Origin of the sequence: Aggregatilinea sp. (assembly GCF_036822615.1) — a bacterium.
Lineage (GTDB): Bacteria > Chloroflexota > Anaerolineae > Aggregatilineales > Aggregatilineaceae > Aggregatilinea.
Genome location: NZ_DAISHJ010000007.1, coordinates 18,227 through 43,097 on the forward strand (window position 1 = coordinate 18,227; position 24,871 = coordinate 43,097).

Sequence of the window (24,871 nt, forward strand, 5' to 3'; positions counted from 1 at the left end):
GCCGGGCTATCAGGCCGTTCTGGAACAGGTTTGGCCGGAGATCGAGCGCATCTCCATCGACTACGCCGTGATGGAAGGCGCGCAGAAGATGGCGATCATCCCGGTGGACATGGGCTGGAGCGACATCGGCAGTTGGAAGACTCTGTTCGACGTGCTGACCGGGGATCAGGATGGCAACGTCCTGCGCGGCCCGAATAAGAAACACGTAATGATCGACACCAAAAATACGTTTGTATTTGGCGACCGCATGGTGGTCACCATCGGCGTGGACGATCTGGTGATCGTGGACACGCACGACGTGGTGCTGGTCTGCCACCGCTCGCGGTCGGAAGACGTTCGCAGCGTGGTCAATCTGCTCAAAGAAGATGGCGACGAGACGCACCTTTAGGCGTGCGTCCATGTGACATGGTTGTGATTGCAGCAACGATCGATTTGCAGATGGATGGGGTTGAGTCGCTGAAGGAAAAGCGCAGCATCCTTAAATCGATGATCGCGCGTTTGCACCAGACGTTTAATGTGGGGGTCGCCGAAGTCGATCTGCACGATGTCTGGCAGTCGGCGGCGCTGGGTGTGGCAATCGTCAGCACGGACTCGCGCCATGCGGAATCCGTGCTTGAGGCGGTTCTTGGCTGGATCGAGCGCAACCGCCCTGACGTGGAGATCGTGGATCATACCTTCGAGATCATCCACTATCACCCATAACATCTGCTGTATTGATCCCTAAAGCAAAAACCGGCGCTTTGTAGATGAAAGCGCCGGTTCTGTTTTCTGCTTTTGGTAACGCTCTCAGCTAACCGCTAACGGCTGGCTGCTTTTCGCTATCCCTCAACCACGATCTGAATTGCATTGACTTCGCGCCGCAGGTCCTTCGCCTGTTCCCCATACGTTTCGAGCGCCGTCTTTTGCGCCTTGTAGCGGTCGCTGAGCACGGTTAGTTGGCTGAACACGGGCGAGAGGATCTGCTGGCCGTACTGCAGCATCCGGTTCCGCTCGCGGTTGGTCAGGTCGAGCATACTCTGGTGATAGCTGGCTTGCAGCGCATCGAGCCGCCGTTCCAGCTCGGAGGTCGCGTCGCGCTTGATCTTGCGCCAGTACAACACCGCCGCCGCGCCGCCGCCCAGCAGCAGCACCGGCCCCACCACGAACGTCGCCACGATGGCGCCCGTCGCCGCCGTCACCGCGCCCGGTGCGGCCAGTCCCAGCACGACCGCGATAATCCCACCCAGCGCGAAGGTGAATCCTGCCGAAAAGCCGACGAGGTTGGTGCGGAACGTATTGCGCAGGTTTTCCGCGAGGCTGTCGTTCGTGTACGACTTCAGTTCGGCATCCGCGATGGCGATCGCCTCTTGCAGCGCCGCGCGCTGTTCGGCGTATCCGGTCGCGTCCACCGCGCTGACGTCCTTGTCCATCATCGATTCGAGTTTGGTCAGCCGGTCGAGGATGCTGCGCCAGTAGCGGCGGCTGTTGTCCACCACCGCGTTGACATAGTCCTCGGAAATACGCGTGATCTGCTCCATCGCGTTCCCGACGACCTGCTTCTCGAACTTGTCGCGCATCTCGTCGCGGTCCATCGCTTGCGTGGCGTTCTGAATCGTCAGCGTCTCGCGGATGAACGCCCGCCCGCGTGCTTTCAGTTCCAGAAACACCGTGTCCAGTTCGCGCTTGGACGTGTTTAACTGGTCGTTGAGTGTTCCGGCCTGCTGCTCAAGCTCCTGCCGCAGCGATTGGGCCAGCGCCGTGTCGCTGCTGATCAGGCCGAGGCTCTTGTCCAGATGATCGAGATATTTACGGACCATGCTGTCCGCGAAATCCAACTGGGCCAGCAGCTTTTGTTTGGCGGGTGGCACGCGCTGGAACGTGGTCTTAAGATAGTCGCGCACGGCGTTCATCTCGCCGGGATTGTTGGCGGTGCTGCTGAACAGCCCGCCGCCTGTCCTGCCGCGCAGCGCCTGCTTGGCCGAGATCATGAAGATGTCCGGGCGCAGATCGAGCAGCTCGCGGAGCTGCTGCTGCACGAAGGCCTGAACCTCTTTCTGCTCGCGTTTTTCGAGCAGATCCGCCTGGTTGATGATCACTACGATCTTCTTGCCGTAATCGCGTGCCAGTTCCAGGTAGAGCCGCTCCGTCTCCGCCAGCGCGCGCTTGGCCGAGATCAGGAAGATCACCAGATCGCTGCGGCTGAGGAAGTTCTTGGCGATAGTTTCGTGCTTGCGGAACACCGACCCCGTACCGGGCGTGTCCACGATTACCACGCCGGGGCCGCCGGTGTTCGGATGCGACCATTCGCGCACGATGCCCGGTTCGCGCCACTGCGGCTCCTTGCCCGGCTTGCTCGACCACCGCACCAGCTCGATCGCGTCGGTGGTGGGGGTGATGCCCATCGGCAGCAGTTCGTCGCCCAGCAGCGCGTTGACGAAGGTCGATTTGCCCGCGTTGAACTCGCCCACGACGACCACCAGGAAGAACATATCCTGTAAGTCGATCGCGTTCTGTTGGAGCCGCTTTTTGTCTTCGGCTTCAGAACCGCTGATTTCCGACACCGTGCCTGCGAGATCGCTCAACAGCCGCACTTCTCGCTCGCGGACGCTGGCAATCGGGCCTTCTAAGACAATGTTAGCCATGTTCCCCACTAATCCTTTTATGCGGGCTGCTTCGACTCGGCCAGCCCGGCCAAATCCCGCTGGATGCGTACCAACGTCTGTTGGTGTTTTTCGAGGTCGGTGCGCAGATCCTCGACCAGCTCCGCCTGAGAGTCGATGAGGCGGGTGAACGGCGCGGTGGCGTCGCGCCGAAGCTGGACGCCGTGCGCGATCAGCTCGTCGCTGGCGTGCCGCAGAATGTCAAGATACTGGTCCCGGTCGTCGCGCAGGTGCGATTGGTACGCGCGCCGCAGGAACCATCCCCGCAGCGGCACGAGCGCCATGCCGAGCACCACGAACAGGATGCCCACGCCGAACACCAGCAAAATCGTGGCGATTTCCGGCGTGGCGTTGGAAAACACGCTGATCGCCACGACCAGCACCAGCACGATGGTCAGTACTTCCCACAGGGCCAGCACGATCAGCCAGTTGCGCAGCGTGCGGTCGAGCCGCTTCGTCTCGAAGCGTCCCGCATCCTGGATCAGATCGTCAAGCTGGCCGCTGACGTCGCGCAAGAAGCTGCGCTCGTAGTGCACCGGCGTCTGGATGCGCCCGATCACTTTGTCGCTCAGGGCAGGGGGCAGCTTTTTCACTGCATCCCGCGTGTACGTGACCAGATCGTCGATGTCTTGTAGGTCGCGGCCTTCCAGGCGCGGCCCGAGCTTGTCCACTTCTTTCGGGATCTGGTGCAGCGCCTCGTCAACCTTGTGCTCCTCGAATGCGTTTTCGGCGCGCGTTTGTCCCCGGAACCGGCGGATCAAGCGGCTGATGCCGATCAGTTCGCCCAGCCCGCCGAAGAACAGCGACAGCCCGCGCGAAAAGTGGAACAGATCCGCAATGGCTTCGTCACCGCGTGTGATGGCGTCGTTCCAATTGCCTTCGATGGCCTTCAGCGCTTCATCGACGGTATGCCGCTGTTCGCGGCGGGCTTGCTCGATCTGCGCTTCGATGTTTTCGGTTGTCTTGCGGTGCGTATCGATCACAGCTTGTTGTTCGTTGACGCTGGTGAGCGCGTCGCGCGTCACGTTCTGGCAGATTTGCAGCGGCGTTTCGAGCTTCTGGCGGAATCGCTCGACGTCCACCAGCGTTTCCTTGATGTATTCCTCGATATCCGCGAAGCCGCTTTGATCCCACAGGATTTCGTCGCGCGGCGTTTCTTGCTGTGCCGCCAGCGCTTGCTTGGCCGACACCAGCCAGATCTTCGGCTCGATGCCCAGATGCAGGCGGCTCTGTTCCAGTACGAAATCACGGACCTGTTCGCGCTCGCCCTCGTCCAGCACGTCGATCTGGTTGACCACAATCATCACGCGCTTGCCGTAGGCTTTGAGCTGCTGGAAGTGTTCCAGATTGCTCGCGGAAAGTACCTGTGTAGCTGGCATGACCAGCAGCACCACGTCCGCGCGGTGCAGGAAACGGCGCGTGATATCTTCGTGGCTGCGGAAGATCGATTCCAGGCCGGGCGTATCAACCAGGCTCAGGTTTTCAAGCAGTGGACTTGGATGGAAGATCGTCTCCACATCGCCCGAGCGCGATCGCTGCACGTCCGGGCCGTGGCGCAAGATGGCGATGTGATCCGTCGTGGGGACCGGGCCGACATCCATCACCGGTTCGCCTAGGAGCGCGTTGATGATGCTCGACTTGCCGGAGCTAAAGGGGCCGACCAGCACCATCAGGAACGGGTGATTGGTGTGGAACAGCGCGTCGCGGACCTGTTCCATCTGGCTGTCGGGCAGGTTTTCCACCCGGCCCAGCGTATCCAGCAGCCCGGTGATCTCGTCCAGTTCCTGACGCCGGATGGCTTCGTAACGGCTCAGTAATTTGCCTGCAAGCTGTTCAGACTCCACAGATATCCATCCATTCGCCCACGCAAGCGCGTGGTTCCATTACGCCTCCAGCGCCATGCCGGGCATGTAGTCGCGGAAAATCGAGCCGCCGATAAATTCGCGCAGCAGCGAATTGTCAGGCACGAGGTCGGTATCCATCGGCTTAAGCCAGTTCAGGATCGACAGCAGCCGCCGCGCCTCGATGTAGTACGGCTGGCTCGGTTCCACCTGCAGCAGCAGCGGCTCGGCCAGCGGGCGCAGCACGGCCAGCTCGTACAGCAGCGCCGAGTTGAACATCACGTCCGCGTTTTCCTGATACGGGAAGATGTTCTTCTTTTCGCCGCGCCGCACGCTTTCCCATCGCGTCAGCGTTTGCAGCGCCGAGTAGCCCCGATACGTGGCGTCGCGCACCAGCCGCCGGATCATGCGTACATCGGTCGTCGGCACGCGGTTGTGCCGGTCGATGTTGAGCTGCGTCAGCGCTGAGACGTAAATACGGAACGTCTGCTCCGGCGGGATCGCGGGCACGAGGTTCGGATTCATGCCGTGAATGCCCTCGACGATGATCACGTGCTCGGTCGAAAGCTGAAGCTCCTCGCCGAAGTTCCGCAGCCCGCTGATGAAGTCGAAGTGCGGCATTTTGACGCTTTTTCCCGCGATCAGATCGACCAGCTGCGCGTTGAACAACGGCAGATCGACCGCGCCTAACGACTCGAAGTCGAACTCGCCGTTTTCGTCCAGCGGCGTTTTCAACCGGTCCACGAAATAGCGGTCCATCTCCAGCGTATACGGCTTCAGGCCGTGCGCCATGATCTGTACCGCGAGTCGCTTGGAGAAGGTTGTTTTGCCCGACGACGACGGCCCCGCAATAAGCACCAGCCTCAGCCCGTCATTATGTCGTTCCGCGATCTGCCGCGCGATCTGCGCGATGTGCTGTTCGTGCAATGCCTCGTTGACCAGCACCAGCTCGCGGATGCGCCCGCTTTCGATGGCGCGGTTCAGGTGGCCGATGTCTTCCACGCCCAGCAGGCTCAGCCATTCCTCGGTGCGTTTGAACACCTCGGCCAACTGCGGCGAGCGTACGGTAGGCCGGATGATGGTCGGGCTTTCCCGCCGTGGATATTGGAGCAGGAAGCCGTCTTCTTCCGGCAGCAGGGCGAACAACTGCAAATAGCTGGTGCGCGGAACCATATACCCGTAAAAGTAGTCGATCTGGCCGCGCAGCTCGTAAATCGTCAGGTAATTTTTGCTGCGGAATTCCATCAGGCGCACTTTGTCGTCGTCGCCGCGCTCGCGGAACATTTCGATCGCCTTCGGCAGTTCGATGATGTCGCGCGTGATCGGCTCGTCTGCCGCCACGATTTCGCACATGCGCGCTTCGACCTGTTCCAGTTCTTCGGCGGTCAGCGGTGCGCGTCCGCGCACTTTGCAGAAGAATGCGCCGCTTGGTACGGCGTAGTCGATGAGCACCTGCGAGCCGGGGAACAGTTCGCCCACGGCTACCGTGAGCAGAAATGCCAGCGATCGCCGGTAAATGCGGCTGCCGTCGCCGGAAGCCGTCGTGAGCAGTTGCACGGTGACGTCTCGCTTGATCGGCATGGTTAGCTCGCGCAGCGTCCCGTCCACGATCGCGGCCACCGTCGGCGGGCGGTCTGCGGACCGTTTTTCATAAGCCTGCACGAATGTTTCGAGCGACGTTCCCACCGGGCCTTCTAAAATCGTGTGGTCGGCAAACATCACCTGGACGGTGGTCCGGGGGATGGCTTTATGTATGGTTGTCTGCTGAACTTCCATCTCGATTATTCTCATTCGGTCGTATCGCGCAGCGGCGCGAAAGTCTGGCGGCGCGGACTCCACGCCGCCAGCGATTTTGATAAGAGAAAGAATACTGCGTTTAGGCGTTGGCGTCGAGAGCGATCGCTGCGCCGCTGCGCGGCGGCAGCTTCAACGTCAGTGTCTGGTTATTCACAACCATTTCCTCGACGCTGCCGAAGATGAGGCGCGGCTGGGCCGCTTCGGCCAGCGGCAGGCTTAGCGACTCGCTGCCCAGCGCGGCGTTGAATGCCACCATCGCCCGCTGGTCACCGTAGACTCGTTCGAAGGCGTAGGTTTCGCCTTCGGCTAACACCGTCCGGTACGTGCCGCGACGCAGGGCGACGCTCGATTTGCGCAGCCGGATCACCTCGCGCACGAACGCCAGCAGATCCATGTTCCACTGGTCGCGGCGGTCCCACGGGAACGCGTTGCGCATCCCAGGGTCGTACCCACCGGTCAGCCCGATTTCGTCGCCATAGTACACGGTCGGCGCGCCGGGCATCGTCATCAGGAACAGCATCGCCAGCTTGAAGGCGTCGGTGTCTTCTCCGACCATCGTCAGGAAGCGCGGGGTGTCGTGGCTGCTCAACAGATTGAGCTGCACCTGCGTGATTTCCCAGTCGTACAGATCCAGCGAGGCCTCGATCGCTTCAGCGAACCCGGCGGCGTCGATTGGTTGGAGCGGGGGATAGCCGCCGCCATGCCACAGCGGGGCGATGCTGCGCGAGCCGAAGAACGCGATTGCCGGGCGCGTGAGCACGTAGTTCATGACGGCGTCGAACTGGTCGCCCGACAGCCAGCGCTTCGCTTCGTGCCAGATCTCGCCCACGATGTACGCTTCGGAGTTGGCGGCTTTCACCCGGCGGCGGAACTCCTGCCAGAACGAGTCGTCATCAATCTCGGTGGGCACATCCAGCCGCCACCCGTCGATGCCGAAGTTCGCCCAGTAGACCGCGACGCTCATGATGAACTCGCGCACCTGCGGGTTATTCGTGTTGAACTTGGGCAGCGCGTGCAGCCCGGCCCATACGCCATAGTTCGGCTCTTCATCCAGATTATATGCGTTGAGCGGGTACTCCTTGGTGTGGAACCAATCGATATAGGGCGATTTTTCGCCGCACTCAAGGATGTGGTTGAACTGGAAGAAGCCGCGGCTGGCGTGGTTGAATACCCCGTCGAGTACGACACGAATATTGCGTGCGTGGGCCGCATCCAGCAGGCTGCGCAGCGCTTCATTGCCACCCAGCAGCGGATCGACCTGATAGTAATCGTATGTGTGATACCGGTGATTCGAAGCCGATTGGAAGATCGGCGTAAAGTAGATGGTGTTGATCCCCAGTTCTTCCAGGTAATCCAGGTGCTCAAGCACGCCGATCAGGTCGCCGCCTTTGAATCCGCGCGGGGTCGGTGGCGTGTCCCATGCCTCCAGGTTCGAGGGCTTGATCACACGCTCGCTCTTGGCGAAGCGATCCGGGAAGATCTGGTAAAAAATGGCGTCTTTGGTCCAGTCCGGGGTGATAACAGGTTGTTCCACTCGCTGCTCCCGCTTTTAACGTTGTGTGAGAGTTCGAAAGTTGATCGAAACGTGACTCTATGATGGTAACTACTCTAAACGCGGTCGGCAAGCATGTGACGCACGATGACTGGCGCACATGCGTAACCGGATTTTAGCGTTGAACAGCTAAAAACAGGGGAGGGCGTCACACGGCGGCGCAGTGAGGACCGCGCGGTCAGGCTAGTTTTCTGGCGGCAGGATGAGCAGCGGCGGCGCGGTGGCGCTGGACGGCTCGGTCGCGGCTTCTGTCGCAGATGACTGAGTAGGTGGTACCGCCGTGTTCGCCGGGCGCGGTGTCGCAGATGCCTGTGGGACCGCTGTGTTGGCCGGACGCGGTGTGGCCGTCGGCGGCACTGCCGTGTTGGTCGGTTCGACCGGCGGCTCGGTCGGGACCACAGTCGGCGGGATGCGCGTGTTGGTGGGCGCAGGCGTCGAGCTTGGCGCGGTGGTCGGCGGGACCGGCGTGCTGCTGGGTGCCTGTGTGGTGGGGACGGAAGTCGCCGGGACCGTCGTGTTGGTCGGTGGCACGCTTGTATTGGTCGCGGGCCGCGGCGTAGAGGTGTTGGGCGCGGTAGAGGCGGTTGGCGTGCGCGATGCGCCTGTGGTCGGGGAGGCCATTTCGGTCGGCGGACGTGTCGCTGCCCCGGCCTGCGTGTTTGTTGGCGCGATGGTGCGCGTGATGCCGAGCGTCGGCGTGTTGGTCACCAGCGCGATCGTCGGCGCAGTGGTGAACGCGGGCGTCAGGTTGGTGTCTTCATATACCGGCAAGCTGCCGATGTCCGTAATCCACAGCACCAGATTGCGGCTGATCCACCCGTACCCGCTGCCATAAGAAATCAGTACCCAGTCACCGGACGGATCGATCGCAACCGGATCCACGACCTGTCCCGTCAGGGCCTGCCCGACGGGAAGCCAGCCCTGTCCCGGCCCAGAGCGCACGTAGGCGCGATCCAGCCCGACATTGACCCAGTTGGCGTTTGGTGTGTAAGTGGGGCTTCCTGCCCCCGCTGAGAACGCGTCAGGGGGAATTGGGGTGAAACTGTTGCCGCTCACGACGGGCAGCGCCGCGGTGTTCAGCCGCCAGAAGACGCCGTCACGCTGAATCCAGCCCTGGCCGGACTGGTACGCGATCAGAATCCACTGGCCGTCCTTGCTGCGAGCGATGGGCTGGACCCATGCGCCCAGCGCCAGACCCCCGATCGGGTCGTAGTTATAGCCGGGGCCGCTGCGCACGTTGATGCCGGATCGGGTGTCGACCCAATTGACGTTGGGCGTCGGTGTCGCATTGCTTTGTGCGAGGATCGTATGGCCCAGGTCGCGCCCCAACAGCAGGGCCACTGCGACGAGCGCCGCGACGGCGATCCACGTCAAGCGGTTAGTATATTTCATGACGCCAACAAATCAGGTCAAAGACCTCTATACGACCTTCACAAATAATAGTACCATGTCCGTGTTTTTGCGGCTAGGGGGCTGCAAAATGAGGCAGCGCCTTTTTCGCTCAGAGCGCTGCCTCATTTTGTTAATTATTTGTCATGTTGTGTATAGACTGGCTCTTACTGCGTGAGTAAGAACGCCACCAACCCGTTGATTTCGTCGTCGCTGAATTGCTCGCCATAGTCCTTCGGCATGATGTCGGAGAATCCCTCCACCACGTGCGCGCTCGGGTCCACGATCGACTGGTGGATGTATTCCGCCGCCGTCATCCCCTCGACACGGGTGGCTGCGCGCTCACCCAGGCCGACACGCGCCGGACCGGCTCCATCAGTTTCCCCGTGGCAACCCGTGCAGTTGGCATTGAAGATTTCTTCGCCAAGAGCCGGATCGCCTTCAGCGCTGCCGCTTGCTTCGGCGGTGCCTTCGCTGCCCGCCTCGGCAGTCGCCGCAGACTGTTCCTCGCCGCCGTTTTCTTCGGTTGCGGCGGCTTCTTCCGTTGCTGCGCCGGGCAGCGCCGCGATCAGGGTTGGCGTTTGGCCGGGCGGCAGGGTCGGAATCGGCGTCAGATCTTTAGCGAGGTCGCCGCCGCTACATGCCGCCAGAACCACGGAGAGCGCCGCGATGATCAGGGTGATTACCCACATTCGTTTGGACACAACTGACCTCCGTATGCTACAGCCGGTAGCATGACTAAAATCCATTCAGCGTCCGTCCTGCTGGCTACTCGCTCGTAGCGCCCAGGCTGTGGACGTAATTCACAACATCCCACGTTTCACCCGGCGTCAGGTTCTCGCCGATGGCTGGCATGCGGTTGCGGCCCAGGGTGATCACCAGGAAAATCTCGTCCTCAGACATATCCTGAATACGTGTGTCGGTGAGAGCCGGGATTTCCGGGAGATACTTCTTCAGCGGACCGTCGCCGCCTGCGCCCAAGCCGTGGCACATGGCGCAATTGATATCGAAGAGCATCTGCCCGCGCGTGACGGATTCCTCGCTCGCCTCGATGCGCTCGCTGGCCGGTTGGCCCGCGATGAGCACCGGCCCGTTGATCGGAACCGATCCTTCGGGTTCGGCGCGGCGCGGCCCTTCCTGGTAGCCGATAGCCGGGGACTTATTCATGCCGTCGAGCCACGGGATCTTGACGATACGGTACGTCAGGAGCAGGGGAGTCAGTACGGCGCCCAACGCCAGCACGCCGACCGCGCCCCAGAATGCCAGATGCATCATGCCCGGCGACTTGTACGCTTTGGCGCTTTCGCGGTTGAGGATACGCGCGTGATTCGCCTCGAAGACGTTCACCGCCGCATCCAGCAGCGAGTCGCCCACCTGCGTCTGCACGCCGATGTACCCGTCCGTGATGCGCTCGTCGTAGATCTGCTTGCGCAGTACGGGGAACCGGTTTTGCAGCAGGAAGCTCAAAAACGCCATTACCATCGAGCCGAGCGCTGTGAACTCAAAGTACATGATCGCGGAAGGCGCGAACGGTGTAAGCGGCTGCCCGCCGACATGAATCTCGTACAAATAAGGCGTGATGTAGGTGATGAAGAACGCGATACCCGCGCCGCCCAGCGCTCCAAGCGCGATAAACGGCAGGAACCATTGGCGGGGTGGTGTCAGGCCCAGCATTTTCGGTGTGTACGGGATGTTGGACATGACCGTGATGCGGTTTTCCGGCACGCCAAGCTCACGCAGATCGTGGATCGCGTCGGCGGCGGGGGCCACATCATCGAACAAACCGAGCAGTAAAGTGTCGGCCATGCTCGTCTCCTAGTGCATGTCGGTGTGGGACGTGAACAGGCCACGACCCACGCGGCGCGTGCTCTGGAACGCCTGTCCCTCGTGAACTTCCCACACGGGAATGATCGGGACAACGCGAGTCCAGATGATATACAGGAACGACAGCAGCCCGAACGTCCCGATCGTGATCAGGATCTCAGGCAGGTGCGGCGTGTAGTTCACCCAGTTGAACGGCAGTTCGCTGCGCGACAGGAAGCCCGGCACGATCAGGATGCGTTCCAGATACATCCCGATCTGCACGCCCACGCAGATCACGAACATCGCGGGCAGCGACGTCCGTACGCGGCGCGACCACAGCGTGCCCAGCGGAATCACCACGTTGACTACCAGCATCAGGTAGAACAACGGCGCAAGCTGTCCGGTCAGCATCTTGAGGATGGCTTGCTCAGCGCTCAGGTTGCCGTACCAGGTGACGATCCATTCGTTGAAATAGAAGTAGCCCCAAACGATCGACAAAAGCATCAAGAAAATGCCCAGCGAGTTGAAGTGCTGCTCGCGCAGGAAATATCCCAGCCGCATCGTTTTGCGCAGCACGATCAGTACCATGATCACCGCCGCCACGCCGGAGAACAGCGCGCCCGCGATGAAGAACGGTCCGAAGATGGTGCTGTGCCAGCCGGGCTGTACGGCCATGGCGAAGTCGTAGGACACGATCGTGTGCACCGAGAACATCACCGGGACGATCACATAGCCGAGGATGTTCGCCAGCTTTTCGAGCCGCATCCACTCGCCCAGGCTGCCGCGCCAACCGAGCGCCAGCGCCTTGTAAAGCTGGTGGCGCCAGCCGGTGGTGTGGTCGCGTGCCATTGCCAGATCCGGCAGAAGGGCGGCATACATGAACAGCGTGCTGCCCAGCATATACGCCGTGATCGCTGTCGCGTCCCACAGCAGCGGCGAACGGAAGTTCGGCCACAGCCGCCGCTCGTCCGGGATCGGGAACATGTAGTAGATCTTCCACACGCGCCCGACGTGGATCAGCGGGAACAGCGCCGCCGCCGACAGGCCGAACAGCGTCACCGTTTCTGCTGCGCGCGAAATGGGCCGCCGGAAGTCCATGTGCATCATGCGCAGGGCCGCCGAGATGAACGTGCCCGCATGGCCGATGCCGATGAAGAACACCAGATTGGCGATGTACGGCCCCCACATCACCGAGCGGTTCAGGCCGGTAACGCCCAGGCCGGAGACGATCTGCAAGCCCCACGTACCCAGCAGTAGCGCGACCAGCAGTCCCGTGAAGCCCACTGCCATCCAGAAACCCAATCCGGTGGATTTCATCGCGTTTAGCGCGATGTCGTTGGTTTCCGCTGGCGAATTTGCATCCATCAGCAGGTCTTCCTGGCGGAAGTGCTTAAGCTCGTGCGCGTCTGCCTCGTCTTCAGGGATCGGCTTGTCCCAATAGGGGCGGACTTCGGCTCTACTCTCCAACATGGGTATCCTCACCTTTCAGATAGTAGACCGCAGGTTCCGTGCCCAGGTTTTCCAGCAGCTTGAACTGCCGCTCGGCGGGCAGTCTTTGCGAGACCTGACTTTCGGGATCGTACAGGTCGCCAAAGACCAGCGCGCGCGACGGGCACGCCTGCGCGCACGCGGGCATGACCTCGCCGTCCTGAAGATTGCGGTTCTGGGCGGTGGCGTCGTTTTCGGCGCGGCGGATACGCTGGATGCAGAACGTGCACTTTTCCATCACGCCCGCGCTGCGCACGGTGACGTCGGGATTCAACTGCTCGGTCAGCGGCCCGTCCCATTCCGGCGTCCACCAGTTGAAGAAGCGGACCTTGTAGGGGCAGTTGTTGCCGCAGTAGCGCGTGCCGACGCAGCGGTTGTAGACCTGGACGTTCACGTTCTGTTCGGTGCTGTGATAGGACGCATAGGTCGGGCAGACCGGTTCGCAGGGGGCGTTGCCGCACTGCTGGCAGAACACCGGGATGAAACGTGCCTGTACGTCAGGATATTCGCCTTCCCAGTAGCGTTCGATGCGAATCCAGTGCATACCGCGTCCGCGGATTACTTCGTCTTCACTGGCGATGGGGACATTGTTCTCGGCGTGGCAGGCTACGACGCAGGCGTTGCAGCCGGTGCACTTGTCGAGGTCCACGATCATCGTCCACTTGTGGCCTTGTTCGTTCGTCTCAGCCATAACAGGTTGCTCCTGATAGCGTTAGTGTATTTACCCGGCAAGACTCAGTCGCGGTTCCGGTGATGTTGGCGGACGGATCTAGAACGGAATATGGGCTTCTTCGCTATTGCCGTGAGTGATGGTGCTCTCGAAGAGCGCTAGGGCCTTGTTATCGCCCTGCTTCTCGATCTTCACACGCACGGTGGACCACGCCATGTTGCCGTCGCTGGCAGGCTCGCTGCTGACGAGCTGCACTGGGTTCACGCCGCGATCTTTCGCATAACGGCTGTAAGCTTCGTGCCCTTGGCCGATCGGAATGGCGATCGTATCGGGCCGGATCGCCGGGAACCGGTAGATCGGTGCTTCGATCATGCCGTTGGGCGAAGTCACCTTGACAATGTCGCCGTTCTTCAGATCCAGTTCATCCGCGGTCTTCGGGTTGATTTCCACCCACGTCTGCCATGACACGGTCGTCATGGGGTCGGGGGTGCCCTGCAGCCAGGGCGAGCTTGCGCCGCTGCCATCACCCAGGATCGGTGACAGGAAGAGGTGCAAGAAGTACGGATATTCGCCCTCGTCTCCTGCAAAAGCCGCCGGGCTGGCCTCGACCGGACCGCTCAGCGCGGCTTCGGGCGCTTCTGTCTCTGGCGCTTCAGCAGGCCACCAACCACCGTGTTGCAGGAAGTAGGCCCACTTTACGTCGTCGCCTTCGGCGGGATAGGCTGCTTCGGGGAGTTGTAAAACCATGTCCTTAATAAATGCGACTTCGTCCGTCCAGGGCAGCGCACCCGCCGCGCCGTTGACCGACTTGGCCGCAGTAAGCAGCACGTCCGCCGTGGAAACATTGTCGTACAGCGGCGAGACGACCGGCTGCTGGCTGCTGATCACCGGCAGCCCCCGGAAGCTCGGTACGGTAACGTCGTACCCCCATCCTTCGAGGTAAACGCGATCCGGCAGCAGCAGGTCGGCGTACACTGCCGTATCGTCCACGATGGGCGCGAACGACACGATCAGCCCCACGTTTTCCACCGCTTCGCGGAAGCCCGCCGATGCGGGAAGGTCGAACGCCGGGTTTGCGCCGTGCACCAGCAGGACGTCTACCTCACCGCCTGCCATACGTGTAATAAGGTCCATCGCGTCCGCGTAAGACGACGCGCTCGGTGCGCTCAGTCCATCGACAGGGGAGGGCGGATTAAGTGCGATGCCACCCGATGCGCCCAGGTTGCCTGCAACGACATTCAGCGCGTTGATCGCGTTGATCGCTTGCGCGGCATTGTCGCGCCCGGTGACGGGCGTGCCGGGGATCGCCAGTGGGCGCTCGGTGGTGGCGAATGTCTGCGCCAGGGTGCTCAGCGTCTCGACCGAAAGTTCCGTCTGCGCGGCGATATCTTCAACATTCACGTCACCGGCAAGCTGCCCGGCCAGATCGCGCCGTTCCTGCGAGCCGTCGCTGCCATCGGCGATCAGGCGCAGAATGGCCTGCGCGACCAGCGCTTCCGTACCGGGACGGATGGGGAGCCAGCGGTCGGCCACGGCAGCCGTATTCGACATGCGCGGTTCCAACTGCACGAGGTAGCCGCGCGGCTTGCCGACATTCTTGCTGCGGAAGTCGCCGTATTCCCGGCCATATCCGGCAGTCGAGATCCATGTACCCAGGAACTCTGCGCCGAATGACAGAATTAAATCGGCGTTGCCAATGTCGTAGGTGGGCATCCCGGCCTGACCAAGTGCGCTTTCGCTGCTGTTGGCAAGCTCCGCATAGCCCACGAAGCCCGATTGCAGGTCGTAGCGCACCGGGGCGGGCGCGCCCACGGCCTCCGTCAACCGCGCGAACAGATCCGCGAGATGGCCGGGCGTCGTCGAACCGGTCCATACCGCGACGCGGCTTCCGGCGTTGTTGAGCGCTTCGGAAAGCTGATTGATGCCCTGGTTCCACGGGATCGGTGCATAGTCGCGCGTCGTGCGCCCGTTCTGCCGCGCGGCGGTCTGCACGCGGTCGGGGTTATACAGTACCTGCAATCCGGCCTGCCCGCGAGCGCACAGTGCGCCCCGGTTGACGGGGTGTTCCGGGTTGCCTTCAAGCTTCACCGCGCGCCCGTTGATCACCCGGGCGATGACGCCGCAGCTAGCGGCACATTGGCGGCAGGTGGTGGCAAACCACTTCGGGTTTCCGGCTACATCTTCTTCCGGCGCATGGACGTACGTTTCGATCTTCACCCAGCGTTCGTCGCTGTCGCATCCCGCTAAGATGACGGTCGCCGTACCGGCGGCGCCGATCTTGATGAAATTGCGCCGTGTTAGGTTAGTCATTCGTGCGTCTCCTAGTAATGGCACGTCGCGCAATCAATGAGGCGTTCTTTTTCTTCCTGTTGCATGTGACAGTCCAGGCAGAACCCCATGGTCATATCGGCCACAGGCTCCGCGACGGACATCGTTGCCACATCCCCGTGACACGATCCGCAGTTCACGCCGTTGTTGACATGTGCTGCGTGGTTGAAGTGCACGTAGCTCGGCTGCTCGTTGATGCGCACCCACTCAATCGGTTCCCCATCGTTCCAGTACTGAGTGAGTTTTTGGATTTCCTCCGAATCCGTGGCGATGGATTGGTGGCAGCCCATGCACAACTGAACGCTGGGGATGCTGGCTGACAGCCCGCGCGTGACATCGTTGTGGCAGAACTGGCACTGAACGCCGTTTTGCGCGTGAATCTGGTGATTGAACGCGATCGGCTGGTCTTCCTGGGCGGAAGTCACCGAGCCGGAGAGGAGGAGGACGACAACGAGGACGACTACGAGCGCGACTACCGCGACGGCCCCAATAATAAGGGTGCGTCGTCTAAATAAGAGGGCGGGTAAAACGCGCATGCAGACTTCCTTTCTCAACAATCGATCACGCCCGTGATCGAGTAGAAACGCCTGATCCGCTATACATATTGCAGCATGTTCTGTCGTGCGGCTGACTGGTTAAGAGTAATAAACTGGTTCTGTTGAACATTTGTGACAACATGATCAAATATACACGAGTTTATCCCAGGTTGAAAACCGGAAATTCGCTTTGTTGAGCTTTTGGCACAAAAAAATCTGTTAAACAGGTGATTTCTGACGCTTTTGAATGTGTATGTCATCATGTGATGAAGTGAACATTCTAGGTGTGAGTATATGTTTCTCTCTCAAAAACACAAATTTTGATCATCAAATCCTTTTTAACATGGCAGCTTGCGGCTTGGAGCAAAAAGGCTTCCTGGTATAATCACGAAGCGTGCACCAAACTGGATTTAAAACCGTAGGAGAGCACAGCCTATGCGGATCGTGGTACATGGCGGGCACCCGCTCAACGGCTCCTTCCGCCCATCCGGTAACAGCAACTCTGCGATTGCTCTCGCAGCCGCGGCACTGCTTACTGATGAAACCGTGACGCTGCGTGGCGTGCCAGATACGCTCAGCACCGCCGCGACGTTTGAATCCGCCCGCGCGTTGGGCGTCGAAGTGACGCTGGAAGATGGCGTGTGCCGCTTGCAAGCGGGCGCGCTGCAAACGCGTTTTCTGGCGGAAGAAGTGACGGATGGGCAGGTCAGCGCGATCCTGTTCCTCGCGCCGATCCTGGCGCGGCGCGGCCATGCGCGCATTGAGCTGCCGCCGCCGCTCAGCCGCTATCACCCTCATCTCGCCGCGCTGCGCGATCTTGGCGTCACGATTCAGGCCAGCGGCACGGTGCTCGATTTCCACGTTGAGCCGTGGGACACGCGCGACATCACGCTGCTTCAGGCCAGCGTGACCACTACCGCGCTGGTCTGTATGCTGGCTGCCGCGTTGGGCCGCGATACGATCGTTCGCAATGCCGCTTCGGAGCCGCACGTCCAGGATCTCCAGCAGATGCTCGTGATGATGGGCGCGCAGATCGAAGGCATAGGTTCCAACTTGATCCATATCCGTGGCGATGAGACACTCGGCGGCGCGGACCTGACGCTCTCGCCCGATCACATCGAGATCGCGACCATCGCCTCGATTGGCGCGATCACCCACGGATCGCTGCACATCGAGGATGTGAAGCCGGAACATCTGCGCCTGATCGTGCGCGTACTGGCGCGCCTGGGCGTCAACCTCTACCTCAACAGCTCGACTCTATTTCTACCCGCCCACGATGCCCTGGTCGTGTCGCAGACCGACGAAGAACTCGATGTGCCCATCGAAACCGCGCCATGGCCGGGCTTTCCCTCCGATCTGGTCGCCATGACGACCGTCGTCGCGTCACAGGCGCGTGGGATGACGCTCATCCACGAGAAGCTGTTCAGCAACCGTCTGTTGTTCGTCGATAAGCTGGCTGCGATGGGCGCGCAGATCGTCCTGTGCGACCCGCACCGTGCGCTGATCGTCGGCCCGTCGAAGCTGCGCGGCGGTTACATGGATACGCCCGACGTGCGTACCGGGCTGGCGCTTCTGGGCGCGGCGTTGTGCGCGCAGGGCACGGTCACCATCGACAGCGCCGAGCTGATCGACCGCACGTTTGAGAATGTGGTCAGCAGGCTCGTGGCGCTGGGGGCGCAGATTGAGGTGGTGCAGGCATGAACGCGACACCGCCAGTCAAGACACAGGAAATTGCCGGGCTGCAAACCGGCGTTGCGATTGCGGGCGAAGGCGGCCAGCCGGTGCTCGCGCTGCACGGGTGGGGCGGCAGCGTCCAGAGCTTCTGGCCGGTTGCGCAGCAGTTGGCCCCGCTTGGTTACGAAGTGCATGTGCTCGATCTGCCGGGCTTCGGGCAGACCGCACCGCCGCCGGACGTATGGGGTGTGGCCGATTATGCACGCTTCGTCGCGGCCTACCTCGACGCGGCGGAACTTGGCAGCGTGTACGTGTTGGGCCATTCCTTCGGGGGGCGGATCAGCCTCATTCTCGGTGCGGACTACGCGTCCCGTGTGCGCAAGATGGTGCTGGCCGATGCCGCCGGGCTGCGCACGACGCCGAGTCTGGGCGCTCAGACGCGTACTGCCGTCGCCAAGACGGTGCGCGGGGTTCTGAACCGGGCCGGGCTGGACGGCATGCGCTCGAAGCTCGAAGATCAGTACCGCCAGCGGTACGCCTCCGAGGATTACCGCACGGCGGGCGCGCTGCGCGAGACGTTTATACGCGTCATCGAAGAGGACCTCTCCTCTTTTGCCGAGCGTATCCAGGCTCCTACCGTGCTCATCTGGGGCGACCAGGACGTCGATACCCCGCTGTGGCAGGGCCAGCGCCTCGAACAGCTTATCCCGGATGCAGGCCTGATCGTCTTCCAGGGCGCGGGCCACTTTTCGTACCTGGAGCGCCTGGGCGATTATATTCGCATTGTGAATCACTTCCTCACCGACGGGAGCTAGCTCTCCGTATGGACTCCATTCTCATCATTGTTGCGATCTGGCTGGTAGGAACGCTGCTGCGCGTCTGGCGGCTGGCGCGGTTTTTCCAGCTTGAAGGATACATGACCTCGCGCTATCTGCGCTGGTTGGTGGCGAAGCTGCACCGCGCCGTCATGTGGCGCTCGCTGATCTTCGTGAGCGTCGCGGCGCTGGCCGCCGTGCTGCTCGACGTCACCGGGCAGGACCGTGAAGGGATCTATCTGCTTATATGGAGCGCCGTCGGGATTCTGGCCGTTTGGCCGGAGCCGGTCAAAGAAGTCAAGCAGAAGCTGGCGCTGACCCAACGCGCGATCCGGCTGCTGGCGACGGCGTTTGTGGTGGCGCTGGTGGTGCTGTTGGCCTCGGTTGCTATCGCGCTCAGCGCAATCTCGCTCTCCGATGCGGCGGACTACGGACTGGTCACGGTCGTCGGGCTGATCGTTTACCACCTGTCCGCGCTGGCGCTGCCCCTGGCAAACCAGTTGATGTACCCGGTCGAAGCCAGTTTGCGCCGCATGTTCCGCGAGCGGGCGCGCCGCACCCTCCAGCGTGCCAATCCCACGGTGATCGGCATCACGGGCAGCTATGGCAAGACCAGCACCAAAGAATTTTTGGCGCACATTTTGAATGGACGATACCGCGCGCTGCCTACGCCCAAGAGCTACAATACGTTGATGGGCGTTTGCATCGTGGTCAATAACGAGTTGGCTAAAGGCGAGCCGTACGATTATTTTGTTGTGGAGATGGGCGCATACGTCGAGGGCGAGATCAAAGCGATCTGCGATCTCACGCGACCCAAGATCAGCATCGTGACCGCCGTCGGCCCTCAGCACCTGGAGCGCTTCGGCAGCCTCGAAGCGACGGCGCGCGCCAAATACGAGATCATCCAGGCGCTGCCGCCGGATGGCGTGGGCGTGTTCAACTGGGACGATCCGCTGGTGCGCAGCATGTACGAGCGTGGCTATCCCGAAACGCGCATCGGCGCGACGTGGCAGAACGCGGGCCACGCGACGCACATCCGCGTGCAGGCGTCCAGCATCCGTGAGTCGGCGGACGGCATGGCGTTCGACGTGCTCGATACCCAGACGGGCGAGCAGCGTCCGTTCAGCACGCGCTTGGTCGGTCAGCACAACGTCACCAATATCCTACTGGCGACTGCGGTCGCGCTGCACCTGAATATGTCCCTGGGTGAAATCGCCATGCGCGTGGCGACGCTCGACTCGCCCGAGCACCGTCTTCAGCGCCGTACGTTGCCGGGTGGCATGACCGTCATCGACGACGCCTACAGCGCCAATCCGGTAGGGGCGCGCAGCGCGCTCGACGTGCTTGCCCTCTATAAAAATGGGCGGCGCGTCCTGATTACGCCTGGCATGGTCGAGTTGGGGCCCATCCAGGCGCAGGAAAACCAGAAGCTCGGGCGTTATGCGGCGGGCATCGCCACGGATATTGTGCTGGTTGGCATCGAGCAAACGGAACCGATTCAGCGCGGCGTGCTGGAAGCTGGATTCGATACGGAGCATCTGCATATCTTTGACACACGCGAGGAAGCGATAGCCTGGTTCCAGCAGTCGCTGGGGCCGGGTGATGCGGTCCTGTTTTTAAACGATTTGCCGGACACGTACCTGTAGCCAGGGCGTTGGCGGCAATCCTGATACCCCGGTAAGGACGGAAAGACCATGAGCGCATCAAAACAAACAGTTGGGGTCATCTTCGGTAGTCGCTCGGTGGAGCACGACGTCTCTATCGTGACGGCGCAGCAGGTGATGCAGGCCATGCGGCCCGAAAAGTATGAGGTGGTGCCGATTTACATTTCCCGTGATGGCCGCTGGCTGACCGGGCCGGATCTGCGCACCCTCAAGACCTTCCAGGCGGAAGACATTGCCGAGATGATGGGCATGAAAGAGGCGATCATCTCTCCCAGCACGCCCCATCACGGCCTGATTGTGCCGCCGCTGAGCGGGCGTTTAGGGCGCAACGAGCTGAAGCGCCTCGATGTCGTGTTCCCCGTGCTGCACGGCTCGCACGGCGAAGACGGCACGATTCAGGGCCTGCTTGAGCTGGCCGACGTCCCGTATGTGGGCGCGGGCGTGATGGCGTCGGCGGTCACGCGCGACAAGATTATTTTTAAGGCGCTGATGTCCCATTACGGTTTTTCGGTCGTGGACCACATCGGTTTCACGCGTCAGGACTGGCTGCGCGACGCTGATAAGCTCGTGGCACGCGTTGAGGCGGAGCTGGGCTATCCGGTGTTCGTCAAGCCCGCCACGCTCGGATCGAGCATCGGTGTGGCGAAGGCTGATAACGTCGATGAACTGCGCACTTACGTCAACGTTGCGGCCAACTTCGACCGCCGCCTGCTGGTCGAAAAAGCGATGACCGACGCAATCGAGATCAACTGCGCCGTGATGGGCAACGACGATTACAAGACTGCGCCGCTGGAGCAGCCGGTGACTTGGCAAGAATTCCTCACCTACGAGGAAAAGTACATGCGCGGCGACGCCGGAGCGGGCATGAAGGGTGCCGAACGTAAGATCCCCGCGCCCATTTCCGACGAGCTGACGCAGCGCATCAAGCAGATCGCGCAGGACGCGTTCCGTGCGGTGGACGGGCGTGGCATGGCGCGCGTGGACTTTCTGGTGCGTGAGGCGTCGGGCGAAGTCGTCCTCAACGAAATCAACACCATTCCGGGATCGATGGCCTTCTACTTGTGGCAGGAAGCTGGGATGCCCGCGTCGCAGGTAGTAGACGAACTGCTCCGTCTAGCGGTCGAGGCCCACGCCGAAAAGCGCAAGACGACCTATAACTATAAGACCGGCCTGATCGCACACGCGGCGGCGCGCGGTCTGAAGGGGATGAAGAAATAAATGGCGCGCAGACTCGCCGGGATGAAGGCGCGGCTGCATCCGCTGCTCGATCCCTGGCTCAGCCTGCCCGATCATCGCCGTGCGCGGCGTGCCCTCGCGGATCTATCCGATGGCGAGGTGCACGCCGTTGTTCGTGTTCCCTATTATCCCCAGTTCGCCAGCCCGAACCTGATCCACGCCTACATCCACGAGGGGTATGACGGCACGCACGATCCGCGCTGGCGTGAGTTTGGCGCGGACGATCCGGCGGAGTATGCGTTCTGGGCGCATCGCGTCTGTGCGCTGGCGTGCATCAAAATGGCCGTCGAAGCCTATTATCCCGCCCGCCAGCCGTCGCTGTGGGAACTGGTACAGCGCGGTTTGTCGCACGGCGGTTATACCGTGCGTGACGCCGAAGGGCGGTGGGTCGATCAGGGGTGGACGATGGGCGCGCAGATGGCGCTGGCGGCTGAATATGGCTTGCAGGCGGCGGGGCAGGGCTACGCTTCGCCGCTGTCGATCTGCCGCGCGATCCGTGAGGGTGCGCTCGTGGCGGCTTCGGTCACGCCCGAACTGGGCGAGCGCGATCCGCAGCCGGGGCGCTACGGCGGGCATCTGGTGCTGGTGACGGGCTTCGTGTGGCAGCGTGGACGCCCGGCGGCGTATATCCTGCACAATCCGTCCGGGCGCTATTCTGAGCTGCAGGCCGGGGCGCGGATTCCGGCGGCGCGCTTTAACCGGAGCTTTGCGCACCGCCTGATCGCCTTCCGGCGCGCGAAAGAGTCTACTTCCCCGTGAAGCGGTAGCCGACGCCGTATTCGTTCTGGATGTAGGTCGGATTTTTGGCGTCCGGTTCGATCTTGCGCCGCAGGTGCGAGACGTAAATGCGCGGGTAGTGGTGTTCCGTGTTGTACTCGTATCCCCACACCTGTTCCAGAAGCTGTTGAAAGGTGAGCACCTGGCCCTTGTGACGGATGAACGTCGCCAGCAGTTTGAACTCGGTGGGCGTCAGGCGAATCTCGCTGCCGTTGACCCCCACGCGGCGCGCATCCACATCCACCACGAGGTAATCGTCCGAATAGTTGATACTGCCCTGTGCGCCTTCGTCGGAAAGCTGCGCGCGGCGCATCAGGGCGTTGATGCGTGCGTGAAACTCCAAATTGCGCAGCGGCTTGATCAGGTATTCATCCGCGCCCAGGTTCAGCCCCTCGGCCATCTCCTCTTCGGTGACGGCGTGCGCGGTCATGATCAGGATCGGCACATTGGAAAGTTCGCGGATACGTTGGCACACGGTCATGCCATCCATGCCGGGCAGGGCAACATCCAGCACGACGAGGTTGGGGCGCACCTCGTGGAACAGGCGCAGGCCGTCCAGCCCGTTGGTCGCGGTATAAACCTCGTACCCGTGGCGCTTGAGATCAATCTGCAAGAGCCGGTTCATCTCAACATCGTCTTCTACAACGAGCACTTTGGTTGACATAAGGCATTGAATCCCATCTGAGAGGTGCGTGGCTCATCACGTTACAATTTTACAGGATTTTTGCATTTTCAACAGAGGGCGCTATCAGGCGGCCATAGGGCAGGCGGCGGAGGGTTTCATTGCGGCCCGGATAGGCTTCTGTTATGCTTGGCCCTCACTGAATTGCATGCGAATAGCGGTATTCTGATCTCCCCGGGTGCGCGGCCACAGGCTCCTATGCACAGGCGGGGACTTTTTATGGAGGGGCCTGTTGCGAACCCCACTGTCGGGCAACCGGCGCTTTGTATTTTCGCTGGGCGTGCGGCGAGCCTGGACGGGTATGCGTCTGGCGCATCCGTCCGAACGCTTGTTGGACGCCATTCCCGGCGCGCTGGCGTGGGGCGCGTTGGTGCTGGTGGTGGTCGGAGCCTATTGTGCGCCGATGGCGGTCGTGCTCGGCTCGGCGCTCCTGGCATTTTATTCCGCCGTGCGTTTTTTGCTGGCGGCGGTCGCTAATGCGCGCGGCCTGCGTCTGATCCACCGCTGGGAACGCACGGATTGGACCGCAGAATACGTGCGTCGCGCTGCGCCCGGCAGTCTGCCCCTCGATGCTGTGCATCATGTCGTGATCGTCCCCAACTACGGCGAAAGCGAATCCACCCTGCGCCGCACGCTCGATCATCTCTCGCGGCAGTTCTGCGCATCCACCTCGACGACCGTTGTGCTGGCGATGGAAGGCCAGGAACCGGGCGCTGCCGGAAAAGGCGCGCTGCTCAAGGCGACCTACGAGGCGTGTTTCGCACATTTTCTGGTTGTCGTGCATCCCAAAGGGCTTTCCGGCGAGATGCAGTGCAAGTCCGCCAATCAGGCGTGGGCGCTGCGCAGCGCCGAGCGCACGCTGGTGGGCGAGATGGGCTATTCGCCCGATCACCTGCTCGTGACCTCGATGGACGCCGACACGATCTGGCACCCCCTCACGTTTGAAGCGCTGGCCGTCCTTTTTGCCACCGATCCGCAGCGCCACAAGACCTTCTGGCAGGCGCCCATCCGCTACCATGCGAACGTGTGGCGCATCAACCCGTTGCTGCGGCTAGTGCACGCCTACTCGTCCGCGTGGGAACTGGCCTATCTCTCCGCGCCCTGGTGGCAGGCGCTGCCGATGTCGTCCTATTCGATGAGTCTGCGCCTGCTGTCCAAAACCGGCTATTGGGACACCGCCGTCATCGCGGATGAATGGCACATGTACATCAAGACGTTTTTCCAGCGTCGCGGCGATGTGCGCCTCCAACCCGTGTTCCTGCCGTTTTATGCCAGTGCCACCACCGGCGACACGCTCTGGCAGGCGATCAAGGAACGCTATTTGCAAACGCTCCGCCACGCCTGGGGCGCGAAGGAGATCGGCTATGCGCTCAGCCAGTCGATCGAGCACACGGACGTTTCTGCTGCCACGGGGCTGCGCCTCGTGTTCCGCGTCGCCCACGATAACCTGCTCTCCGGCGTCGGCTGGGTGATCATGGTTCTCGGCGCGCAGATTCCACTCCTGTTTCACCCGGCGGTGATCCAGGCCAATCTCAGGTCGATGCCTTTTATTTTGCTTCAGGTCTCGCTGGCGGTGGTCACGGTGCTGACCGTCGTTTTTTGGGCGATGGATCTGCTTATTCGTCCGCCGCGTTCGGCGCCGTGGACGTGGCGCGAGCGGCTGGTCGAGCTGGCGAGCGTGCCGCTGCTTACCGTCATGTCGATGTTATGTCTCGCGCTGCCGGTTATCCACGCCCAGACGCGCCTGATGTTGGGCCTGCCGCTGCGCTTCCGCGTGGCAGCCAAAGAGTGAGCGTTTGTCAGCTTTGACGAAAACCCGGCGGACGCCCTTCATTTTGTTGACGAATGGGGGCCGCCATGTTACGCTTTGAACAGCATCGGCCCTGTGAGGCATTAACATGACTACCCGTCACTTGATGTGCACGATGATGACTACCGGCACCGGTACCATGATGGTAACCGATCACTGCCGGTTGCTTC

The 24,871-nt window shown here is 61.7% G+C and carries 19 protein-coding genes and 1 pseudogene; 8 read left to right on the top strand and 12 right to left on the bottom strand.

The features are described from left to right. Positions 1-388, top strand: a pseudogene (locus V7116_RS04010) (mannose-1-phosphate guanylyltransferase); the annotation flags it as partial. A gap of 23 nt (positions 389-411) precedes the next feature. Next, the gene (locus V7116_RS04015; protein WP_324390594.1) at positions 412-702 is read left to right on the top strand and encodes a DUF503 domain-containing protein; all 291 of its coding nucleotides are present in this window, start codon (positions 412-414) and stop codon (positions 700-702) included. Positions 703-818: 116 nt separating this feature from the next. Here the strand turns inward: V7116_RS04015 and V7116_RS04020 are convergent, their stop codons facing one another. From V7116_RS04020 to V7116_RS04070, 11 genes are all read right to left on the bottom strand, one after another. Then, entirely contained in the window at positions 819-2,621 is a 1,803-nt protein-coding gene (locus V7116_RS04020; protein ID WP_324390595.1) for a dynamin family protein, read from the bottom strand. 17 nt (positions 2,622-2,638) lie between these two features. Beyond that, the gene (locus V7116_RS04025) at positions 2,639-4,483 is read right to left on the bottom strand and encodes a dynamin family protein (protein ID WP_324390596.1); all 1,845 of its coding nucleotides are present in this window, start codon (positions 4,481-4,483) and stop codon (positions 2,639-2,641) included. A 39-nt stretch (positions 4,484-4,522) separates the two neighbouring features. Next, positions 4,523-6,256 (bottom strand): hypothetical protein, encoded by a 1,734-nt coding sequence (locus V7116_RS04030; protein WP_324390597.1) that lies wholly within the window; start codon positions 6,254-6,256, stop codon positions 4,523-4,525. Positions 6,257-6,356: 100 nt separating this feature from the next. After that, on the bottom strand, positions 6,357-7,811 hold the full coding sequence (locus tag V7116_RS04035) for a glycoside hydrolase family 13 protein (RefSeq protein WP_324390598.1): 1,455 nt from the start codon (positions 7,809-7,811) through the stop codon (positions 6,357-6,359). Positions 7,812-8,012: 201 nt separating this feature from the next. Then, complete coding sequence (locus tag V7116_RS04040) at positions 8,013-9,221, bottom strand: SH3 domain-containing protein (protein WP_324390599.1); 1,209 nt, start codon at positions 9,219-9,221, stop codon at positions 8,013-8,015. 164 nt (positions 9,222-9,385) lie between these two features. Next, positions 9,386-9,922 (bottom strand): c-type cytochrome, encoded by a 537-nt coding sequence (locus V7116_RS04045; protein WP_324390600.1) that lies wholly within the window; start codon positions 9,920-9,922, stop codon positions 9,386-9,388. 64 nt (positions 9,923-9,986) lie between these two features. Further along, complete coding sequence (locus tag V7116_RS04050) at positions 9,987-11,024, bottom strand: quinol:electron acceptor oxidoreductase subunit ActD (RefSeq protein ID WP_324390601.1); 1,038 nt, start codon at positions 11,022-11,024, stop codon at positions 9,987-9,989. 9 nt (positions 11,025-11,033) lie between these two features. After that, positions 11,034-12,491 carry an NrfD/PsrC family molybdoenzyme membrane anchor subunit gene (gene nrfD, locus V7116_RS04055; protein WP_324390602.1) on the bottom strand — a complete coding sequence of 486 codons (1,458 nt, stop codon included), beginning with the start codon at positions 12,489-12,491 and terminating at the stop codon, positions 11,034-11,036. Beyond that, positions 12,478-13,200, bottom strand: coding sequence for a 4Fe-4S dicluster domain-containing protein (locus V7116_RS04060; protein WP_324390603.1), 723 nt, complete (start codon positions 13,198-13,200; stop codon positions 12,478-12,480). The genes nrfD and V7116_RS04060 overlap by 14 nt, the downstream gene beginning before the upstream one ends. Before the next feature lie 78 nt (positions 13,201-13,278). Beyond that, complete coding sequence (locus V7116_RS04065; protein ID WP_324390604.1) at positions 13,279-15,489, bottom strand: molybdopterin-dependent oxidoreductase; 2,211 nt, start codon at positions 15,487-15,489, stop codon at positions 13,279-13,281. A gap of 11 nt (positions 15,490-15,500) precedes the next feature. Then, on the bottom strand, positions 15,501-16,043 hold the full coding sequence (locus tag V7116_RS04070; RefSeq protein ID WP_324390605.1) for a cytochrome c3 family protein: 543 nt from the start codon (positions 16,041-16,043) through the stop codon (positions 15,501-15,503). A 435-nt stretch (positions 16,044-16,478) separates the two neighbouring features. Between V7116_RS04070 and V7116_RS04075 the strand changes: the two genes are divergently transcribed. Genes V7116_RS04075 through V7116_RS04095 form a run of 5 tightly spaced genes read left to right on the top strand, consistent with a single transcriptional unit; the run spans position 16,479 to position 22,191 of the window. Beyond that, positions 16,479-17,744, top strand: coding sequence for a UDP-N-acetylglucosamine 1-carboxyvinyltransferase (locus V7116_RS04075; protein WP_324390606.1), 1,266 nt, complete (start codon positions 16,479-16,481; stop codon positions 17,742-17,744). Continuing rightward, on the top strand, positions 17,741-18,532 hold the full coding sequence (locus V7116_RS04080) for an alpha/beta fold hydrolase (protein WP_324390607.1): 792 nt from the start codon (positions 17,741-17,743) through the stop codon (positions 18,530-18,532). The genes V7116_RS04075 and V7116_RS04080 overlap by 4 nt, the downstream gene beginning before the upstream one ends. 8 nt (positions 18,533-18,540) lie before the next feature. After that, on the top strand, positions 18,541-20,178 hold the full coding sequence (locus V7116_RS04085) for a UDP-N-acetylmuramoyl-tripeptide--D-alanyl-D-alanine ligase (RefSeq protein WP_324390608.1): 1,638 nt from the start codon (positions 18,541-18,543) through the stop codon (positions 20,176-20,178). Positions 20,179-20,226: 48 nt separating this feature from the next. Further along, positions 20,227-21,414: a D-alanine--D-alanine ligase family protein gene (locus V7116_RS04090; RefSeq protein ID WP_324390609.1), complete on the top strand. Its 1,188-nt coding sequence runs from the start codon at positions 20,227-20,229 to the stop codon at positions 21,412-21,414. Then, positions 21,415-22,191, top strand: coding sequence for a C39 family peptidase (locus tag V7116_RS04095; protein WP_324390610.1), 777 nt, complete (start codon positions 21,415-21,417; stop codon positions 22,189-22,191). Here V7116_RS04095 and V7116_RS04100 read toward each other — a convergent pair. Continuing rightward, positions 22,178-22,873, bottom strand: a complete 696-nt coding sequence (locus tag V7116_RS04100) for a response regulator transcription factor (RefSeq protein WP_324390611.1) — start codon at positions 22,871-22,873, stop codon at positions 22,178-22,180. The two genes, V7116_RS04095 and V7116_RS04100, sit on opposite strands and share 14 nt — an antisense overlap. A gap of 250 nt (positions 22,874-23,123) precedes the next feature. Between V7116_RS04100 and V7116_RS04105 the strand changes: the two genes are divergently transcribed. Next, complete coding sequence (locus tag V7116_RS04105) at positions 23,124-24,683, top strand: hypothetical protein (RefSeq protein ID WP_324390612.1); 1,560 nt, start codon at positions 23,124-23,126, stop codon at positions 24,681-24,683. The last annotated feature ends 188 nt before the right edge of the window (positions 24,684-24,871 follow it).

Bases quoted from the DNA above. Each gene is read 5' to 3' on its own strand.
- V7116_RS04070 (WP_324390605.1), bottom strand. From the start codon at position 16,043: ATGCGCGTTTTACCCGCCCTCTTATTTAGACGACGCACCCTTATTATT.
- V7116_RS04020 (WP_324390595.1), bottom strand. From the start codon at position 2,621: ATGGCTAACATTGTCTTAGAAGGCCCGATTGCCAGCGTCCGCGAGCGA.
- V7116_RS04080 (WP_324390607.1), top strand. From the start codon at position 17,741: ATGAACGCGACACCGCCAGTCAAGACACAGGAAATTGCCGGGCTGCAA.
- V7116_RS04100 (WP_324390611.1), bottom strand. From the start codon at position 22,873: ATGTCAACCAAAGTGCTCGTTGTAGAAGACGATGTTGAGATGAACCGG.
- V7116_RS04060 (WP_324390603.1), bottom strand. From the start codon at position 13,200: ATGGCTGAGACGAACGAACAAGGCCACAAGTGGACGATGATCGTGGAC.
- V7116_RS04030 (WP_324390597.1), bottom strand. From the start codon at position 6,256: ATGGAAGTTCAGCAGACAACCATACATAAAGCCATCCCCCGGACCACC.
- V7116_RS04085 (WP_324390608.1), top strand. From the start codon at position 18,541: ATGGACTCCATTCTCATCATTGTTGCGATCTGGCTGGTAGGAACGCTG.
- V7116_RS04090 (WP_324390609.1), top strand. From the start codon at position 20,227: ATGAGCGCATCAAAACAAACAGTTGGGGTCATCTTCGGTAGTCGCTCG.
- V7116_RS04065 (WP_324390604.1), bottom strand. From the start codon at position 15,489: ATGACTAACCTAACACGGCGCAATTTCATCAAGATCGGCGCCGCCGGT.
- V7116_RS04095 (WP_324390610.1), top strand. From the start codon at position 21,415: ATGGCGCGCAGACTCGCCGGGATGAAGGCGCGGCTGCATCCGCTGCTC.
- nrfD (WP_324390602.1), bottom strand. From the start codon at position 12,491: ATGTTGGAGAGTAGAGCCGAAGTCCGCCCCTATTGGGACAAGCCGATC.
- V7116_RS04040 (WP_324390599.1), bottom strand. From the start codon at position 9,221: ATGAAATATACTAACCGCTTGACGTGGATCGCCGTCGCGGCGCTCGTC.
- V7116_RS04075 (WP_324390606.1), top strand. From the start codon at position 16,479: ATGCGGATCGTGGTACATGGCGGGCACCCGCTCAACGGCTCCTTCCGC.
- V7116_RS04050 (WP_324390601.1), bottom strand. From the start codon at position 11,024: ATGGCCGACACTTTACTGCTCGGTTTGTTCGATGATGTGGCCCCCGCC.